Annotated in this window: 6 protein-coding genes and 1 pseudogene; 3 read left to right on the top strand and 4 right to left on the bottom strand. The window is 28.2% G+C overall.

Going from position 1 to position 6,371, the window contains the following annotated elements; genetic code table 11:
* The first annotated feature begins 108 nt into the window (after positions 1-108).
* A complete protein-coding gene (locus tag ACRDBA_RS02910; protein WP_438571435.1) occupies positions 109-1,224 on the top strand; it encodes an ABC transporter ATP-binding protein in 1,116 nt (371 codons plus the stop codon).
* 252 nt (positions 1,225-1,476) lie between these two features.
* On the opposite strand, the gene trpS is transcribed toward ACRDBA_RS02910, so the two are convergent.
* The 4 genes from trpS to ACRDBA_RS02930 all read right to left on the bottom strand — a co-directional run bounded on the left by trpS (position 1,477) and on the right by ACRDBA_RS02930 (position 4,522).
* Entirely contained in the window at positions 1,477-2,484 is a 1,008-nt protein-coding gene (gene trpS / locus ACRDBA_RS02915; RefSeq protein ID WP_438571436.1) for a tryptophan--tRNA ligase, read from the bottom strand.
* A gap of 200 nt (positions 2,485-2,684) precedes the next feature.
* Positions 2,685-2,840, bottom strand: a complete 156-nt coding sequence (locus ACRDBA_RS02920; protein WP_438571437.1) for a hypothetical protein — start codon at positions 2,838-2,840, stop codon at positions 2,685-2,687.
* 242 nt (positions 2,841-3,082) lie between these two features.
* Positions 3,083-3,238 carry a zinc-ribbon domain-containing protein gene (locus ACRDBA_RS02925; RefSeq protein ID WP_008677523.1) on the bottom strand — a complete coding sequence of 52 codons (156 nt, stop codon included), beginning with the start codon at positions 3,236-3,238 and terminating at the stop codon, positions 3,083-3,085.
* Positions 3,239-3,433: 195 nt separating this feature from the next.
* Positions 3,434-4,522: a GerAB/ArcD/ProY family transporter gene (locus ACRDBA_RS02930; RefSeq protein WP_438571438.1), complete on the bottom strand. Its 1,089-nt coding sequence runs from the start codon at positions 4,520-4,522 to the stop codon at positions 3,434-3,436.
* Between the two features lie 92 nt (positions 4,523-4,614).
* Between ACRDBA_RS02930 and ACRDBA_RS02935 the strand changes: the two genes are divergently transcribed.
* Both ACRDBA_RS02935 and ACRDBA_RS02940 read left to right on the top strand, forming a co-directional pair.
* Positions 4,615-6,048, top strand: coding sequence for a spore germination protein (locus ACRDBA_RS02935; RefSeq protein WP_438571439.1), 1,434 nt, complete (start codon positions 4,615-4,617; stop codon positions 6,046-6,048).
* Positions 6,026-6,371 (top strand): annotated as a pseudogene (locus ACRDBA_RS02940) (Ger(x)C family spore germination protein); the annotation flags it as partial. The gene ACRDBA_RS02935 and the pseudogene ACRDBA_RS02940, both read left to right, overlap by 23 nt.

Here is a 6,371-nt window from a genome sequence, read left to right on the forward strand (position 1 = left end):
AATTTTATGAATTATGTTAATAGATTTAATTTCAGAAAACAATTACAATATGATTATAGTAAAGATAAGAGATTTTAAAAGTTGATATAAATTAAGGGGGAAAAATAAATGGCAAGTTTATCATTAAAACATATAGTTAAAGTTTATCCAGGAGATGTAAAGGTAGTTAAGGATTTTAACTTAGAAATTGAAGATAAAGAATTTATAGTATTAGTTGGTGGATCAGGATGTGGTAAATCAACAACTTTAAGAATGATAGCGGGATTAGAAGAAATAACAAGTGGAGAATTATTAATAGATGGTAAGTTAGTTAATGATGTTTCACCAACAGATAGAGATATAGCTATGGTATTCCAAAACTATGCATTATATCCACATATGACAGTTTATGAAAATATGGCATTTGGATTAAAGCTAAGAAAGGTACCAAAGACTGAAATAGATGCTAAAGTTAAGGAAGCTGCAAAGATTCTTGATATAGAACATTTATTAGATAGAAAGCCAAAGGCTTTATCAGGAGGACAAAGACAAAGAGTTGCTTTAGGAAGAGCTATAGTTAGAAAGCCAAAAGTATTCTTAATGGATGAGCCTTTATCAAACTTAGATGCTAAGCTAAGAGTTCAAATGAGAACAGAAATAGCTAAGTTACACAAGAAATTACAAACTACATTTATATATGTAACACATGACCAAACAGAAGCAATGACAATGGGAACAAGAATAGTTGTAATGAAGAGTGGTATAGTACAACAAGTAGATACACCACAAGTAATATACAACAATCCAATTAATATGTTTGTTGCAGGATTTATAGGAAGTCCACAAATGAACTTTATAACAGGAACTGTTAAAGAAGAAGGTGGAGCTACATTAATTAAATTTGCTGATGAAAGCATTGAGATTCCAAAGGACAAGGCTGAAGTTCTTAAGAAGAAAGGTTATATAGGAAAAGAAGTAGTTTTAGGTATTAGACCAGAAGATATGTATGATGATGAAAGCTTCATAATAGCTAACCCTAAATCAACATTAACTGCTAATGTTGAAGTTACAGAGTTAATGGGAGCAGAAAGTTATATATACTTAAACAAAGAAGGTGTTCCAATGACAGTAAGAGTTAATGGAAATACTAAATTAAAATCAGGAAATAAGGGTAAATTTGCTATGGATACAAAAGCTATCCACTTATTTGATAAAGAAACAGAAGTTTCAATATTATACAAATAGAGAAAAGTGAAAAATTACGTATTAACGTTTCTTGATAATTTCAATTAATAGTCAATAAGTTATTCATAATATAGATTCCTTACAAAATAAAAAAATACGGCTGATTTAGCCGTATTTTTTATGTCTAAAAACTCTGTTATATAGAATTGTGTTAAGTGTTAAATTTAACAGTTAGTATAGTAACTGTTTTTATTAAATAAATAACCTCACCTTGTTAATCTAGGTGAGGTTATATTTATGAAAAGTACACTATTATCTAGGTATTAATCCTATTTTCTTTTGCATTTTTCTAAGAACTTTATTTGCAGTGTAAGATGCTTTTCCTGCACCTTCTTTATAAATTTCTTCTAATGCTTTTTTATTTCCAAGAAGTTCTTTAACTTTTTCTTGAACAGGAGATAATTCACCTATTATAGCTTCGGCAACATCAGCCTTTAAGTCTGCATATCCTTTTCCTTTATAGCTTTCAACTACTTCTTCAGGGGTAGTTCCATTAATTGCACATAATATGTTAACTAAGTTTTTAACACCAGGTTGTTCATCACAGTAGTTAACAATACCTAAGCTATCAGTAACAGCTCTTGATATTTTCTTTCTTATAACTTCTGGTGGGTCCATTATTAAGATATAGCAATTAGCATTTTCTTCTGATTTAGACATCTTTTTAGATGGATCTTGTAAGTCCATTATTTTTGCTCCAGCCTTAGGTATATAAGGTTCTGGAATAACAAATGTATCACTATAAGTATTGTTAAATCTATTACCGATATCTCTAGCTAATTCTAAATGTTGTTTTTGGTCAACTCCAACAGGAACTAAGTCAGCATTGTAAAGTAATATATCAGCAGCCATTAAAACAGGGTAGTTAAATAGCCCAGCCCCTATAGAATCACCCATTTTTTGTGACTTATCTTTGTATTGAGTCATTCTTCCAAGCTCACCCATATATGAGTTACATGTTAATAACCATGAACATTCGCTGTGAGCAGGAACGTGAGATTGAATAAATAAAGTATTCTTTTCAGGTACTATTCCTGAAGCTATATATATTGCTAAAATTTCTAAAGTTCTTTTTCTTAAATCCTTAGGTTCTTGCTTTACAGTAATTGCATGTAAGTCAACTACGCAAAAGAAGCAATCATATTCATCTTGAAGAGCTACCCAGTTTTTTATAGCTCCTAAGTAATTTCCTAGAGTCAAATCACCAGAAGGTTTTATTCCGCTAAAAATAACCTTTCTTTTTTCTATATTATTTTCCAAAGTCAAGCACTCCTTTCATCTGTGCATCAAATAGCATAATAAAAAATCTTTAACTATAAAAGTATATATTAATTATAGTTTTTCCCAATTTTTATGTCAACTAAATGTAATATTGTATAGGGTATTTTAAAGCATTTGGGGGAATAAAAAAGGATTACTATAATGATATAGCAATCCTTTAAATATTTTAATCACTTTAGCTAATGCTGTGATTGGTGCTCCTTAAATATATCTATAATAATTAGTAGTAATGAAAAGACAATAATAATATTTAATGCAACTAAGTTAAATTTAAATAATAATGTTATTAATAACGTAACTACTAAAAAGCTAGGTATTAATTTAGTTAAATTCATTAAAATTCCTCCTATATTTATAAACAATGTTTTACTTAATTTAGTATGTGAAGAAAATAGGACAAATATACATTAAATAGATTATTATTAGTAAAATTGGACCTAATGTATAAATGGGGTAAAAAATTAGTTTCTAAAGTGTTGGAATTATTCAAATAAAATTTTGAAATAATCAAAATTTTATAAAACTAATATAATAAAAAAAGACTAACCAAAAAGGTTAGTCTTTTAGTAAAACAGAACTATCTTCTGTTATTTTGTGCTTTTCTAGCTCTTCTGCAATCGATGCATCTTACAGGTTCGTTATCGAATCCTTTTTCTTTGTAGAACTCTTGCTCACCAACTGTGAATACGAATTCCTTACCGCAATCTTTACAAATTATTTTCTTATCTTCCATTTTAAAGTCCTCCTTAAATTCATAGGGATGATCTTGATAATTTTCTGGCCTTAGGTCCTTATGAATGTTAAGGGAAAGGGAATATTATCATAGAAACTACCTATCTAAAATTAAATTTCAATTCTATTATAACATAAAAAATATCATTTGCAATAGGAATTAACAAATTATTTTAATTTTTTAGAAAATTTGCTTTTATTGAGACATTTTCTTTACATTTCCTTTATATCTAACAAGGTATATTGTAAATACTATTAATGGAATTGCTCCAAATACAATTAATAGTATTATTTGATAGTATTTTAGCAAATTAAATAATGTTAAATTGTTTCTTCCAATAAAATTTGATAATACAAAAACTATTATTGTATAAAAAAGTACAAAAATCTTTCTTTTCTTCATGAATTTCTCGCATATTATTATTATTCCGTAGGAAGCTAATATATACTTAACAAATAGTCCTATTACTGTTTGGATAATAAAAAATATTTCTCCAAATTCAATAAATCCTGCTAATTCAATTCTTTGACCTAAAACTAATTCAGGATAAAAGATATTTGATGCTCTTAAAGGGCCAAAGGCTGTAATCATACCTAAAGTTGATATAACAACTATAGCAGAGACAATAAGGACACCATAAAGGCTATGCTTTTTAATATGATCTTTTATAGTTAAAAACTTTAAATAAGGAAGTGAAATAGCAAAGGAAGAAAGGGATCCTAAGATAAATAATATAGTATTAAAAAATTCCTTATTTAATCCATTTCCCATAAAGGGTAAAACATAATTCATATTTTTATAGCTTTGAGTTAAAGCCGTAAATAGTATTGCATTTATTATTAATGTACTTACAGATATTAATATAAAAATAAGAGTAGTACGTAAGCTTTTATTTAATATAAATGCAGATGGTAGTAAAAAGAAGATTAATGCATACCATACTGGCGTATCAAGAAAAATAGTAGAATGTAATGCATTAGCTTCTACTGATGCACATTCTAAAGCTGTTAAAAATAATGTTAAAATAAATATAAACAAAAAAATATTTCCTATAAAAGGACTTAATGCTTCTTTAAATATTTTGTTTATATTGAAGGTATTTGTTTTAACGCAAATATAAATTAAATAAATAGCATATGCCATAAAAATAATTGATGCAATTAAGCTACAAATCCACGTATCTCTTCCCCATAGGGCTATAAAGAGTGATGGATAAGTCTTTATAGAAATAAAGGCTACACCAATAATAAATAATACAAAATGTTTACTTGATATTTTATTCATTCTCCCACCTCGTTTTTTATTATAGAAATAGTATTAGCAAAAAAATGAATATTAAACACTAATAATACAAATAATACGTTTAGGTGATGTGAATGAATAATTTAGAATATGTAAAAGAGAAATTAAAAGATTCCTTTGACGTAAAATACAGGGAATTAGAAACTGTTTTAGGAAAGGCAACAATAGTATTTATTGATGACTTATGTAATGCTGAATCAATAAGTGATAATGTTGTACTACCTTTAAGAGGATTTGGACGTCTTCATAATGAAAAGGGTAATATTAAAACAGCAGAAGATATTATAAATGATGTTCTTGATATTAATGCAACAGGGATAGCAAAAGATAAAGATGATGCTATAATGCATGTATTATCAGGAGACCCTATAATTTTATTTGAAGCAATAACAGAAATAGTTTATGTTGAAACAAAAGGATTCCCAGTAAGGGGCGTAGGAACACCTCAAACTGAATCTGTCTTAAAGGGACCAAGGGAAGGCTTTAATGAATTAATAGTAAACAATGTAGCTCTTATTAGAAGAAGGATAAAAAATCCTGATTTAAAATTTGAAGTATTGGTAGTAGGAGAAAAAACACAAACTTCAGTATCTGTAGCTTATATAAAGGATGTTGCACCACAAGGTCTAATAGATGAAATAAAAGAAAAGGTTAAAAATTTAGATATTAGATTTATATTAGATACTAATTATGTAGAGGCAGCATTAAAAAAGAAAAAAAGCTTTTTTGATACAGTAGGATATACAGAAAAGCCAGATGAAGTAAGCGCTAAGCTTTTAGAGGGAAGAGTTGCTGTCATTGTAGATGGAACACCATTTGTAATTACAGTTCCATACTTCTTCTTAGAAAACTTCCAAATGCCAGATGATTATTATTTAAATAAATATTATACAAATTTTAATCGTATATTAAGGTGGCTTGCATTTTTTGTAGCTGCTTTATTGCCAGGGCTTTATGTAGCAGTAATAACTTATCATTATTCAATGCTTCCCTCAGTATTTATATTTAGGCTTGCAGTGTCACGGGCAGGAGTACCTTTTCCAACATTTTTAGAAGTTATAATAATGATGCTTGCATTCCAATTTATAAAGGAGGCAGGATTAAGGCTTCCTCAGCCAATTGGTGGAGCTATGGGAATAGTATCAGGACTTATATTAGGTGAAGCTGCTGTAGGAGCTGGTATAGCATCAAGAATTACTATTATAATAGTTGCTTTAAGTACTTTATCATATTTCTTAATTCCTAAGTTATATGGAGCAGTATCATTTTGGGCACTTGCAATAGTAGTATTTTCTGCGTTATTTGGAGTGCCAGGATTTTTATGTGGAACATCAATATTATTAATACAATTATCAGAATTAGAAACAGTGGGATATCCATTTTTATTCCCAGTTGGAAGTATAAGTGAATATAAATTTAAAGATGTTATTTTAAGGGGCGACTTAAATAGAATATCAGAAAATGTTATAGGAAGAGGTAAGGTAGATGAAGATAAAAAAGCTAAGTAAATGTTTAATAATTCTTTTATTTCCTATACTTCTTTGTGGATGCTTTAATTATCAAGATATAAATAAGGTAACCTTTACTACAAGTATTATATTTGATACTGATGATTTTGGAAATGTAATTGTATATTTAGATTGTGTAAAACCCTATAGAAGTACTAATGAAAGTTCAGATAAGGGAAGAAGGATAATATATAAAGGAATAGGAAAAACAGCACTTGAAGCACTAAAGGATGTAAACTTAGCTTCAAGTTATGAGTTAAACTACTCTCAAAATAGAGCATATATCTTTACAGAAAAGGCAGCAAGGGAGGGTATAGATAAAT

Source organism: Clostridium sp., from assembly GCF_051654825.1.
GTDB lineage: Bacteria > Bacillota > Clostridia > Clostridiales > Clostridiaceae > Clostridium.

Coding starts and splice junctions, on each gene's coding strand:
- ACRDBA_RS02925 (WP_008677523.1), bottom strand. CDS start 3,238: ATGGAAGATAAGAAAATAATTTGTAAAGATTGCGGTAAGGAATTCGTA.
- ACRDBA_RS02910 (WP_438571435.1), top strand. CDS start 109: ATGGCAAGTTTATCATTAAAACATATAGTTAAAGTTTATCCAGGAGAT.
- ACRDBA_RS02935 (WP_438571439.1), top strand. CDS start 4,615: ATGAATAATTTAGAATATGTAAAAGAGAAATTAAAAGATTCCTTTGAC.
- ACRDBA_RS02920 (WP_438571437.1), bottom strand. CDS start 2,840: ATGAATTTAACTAAATTAATACCTAGCTTTTTAGTAGTTACGTTATTA.
- ACRDBA_RS02930 (WP_438571438.1), bottom strand. CDS start 4,522: ATGAATAAAATATCAAGTAAACATTTTGTATTATTTATTATTGGTGTA.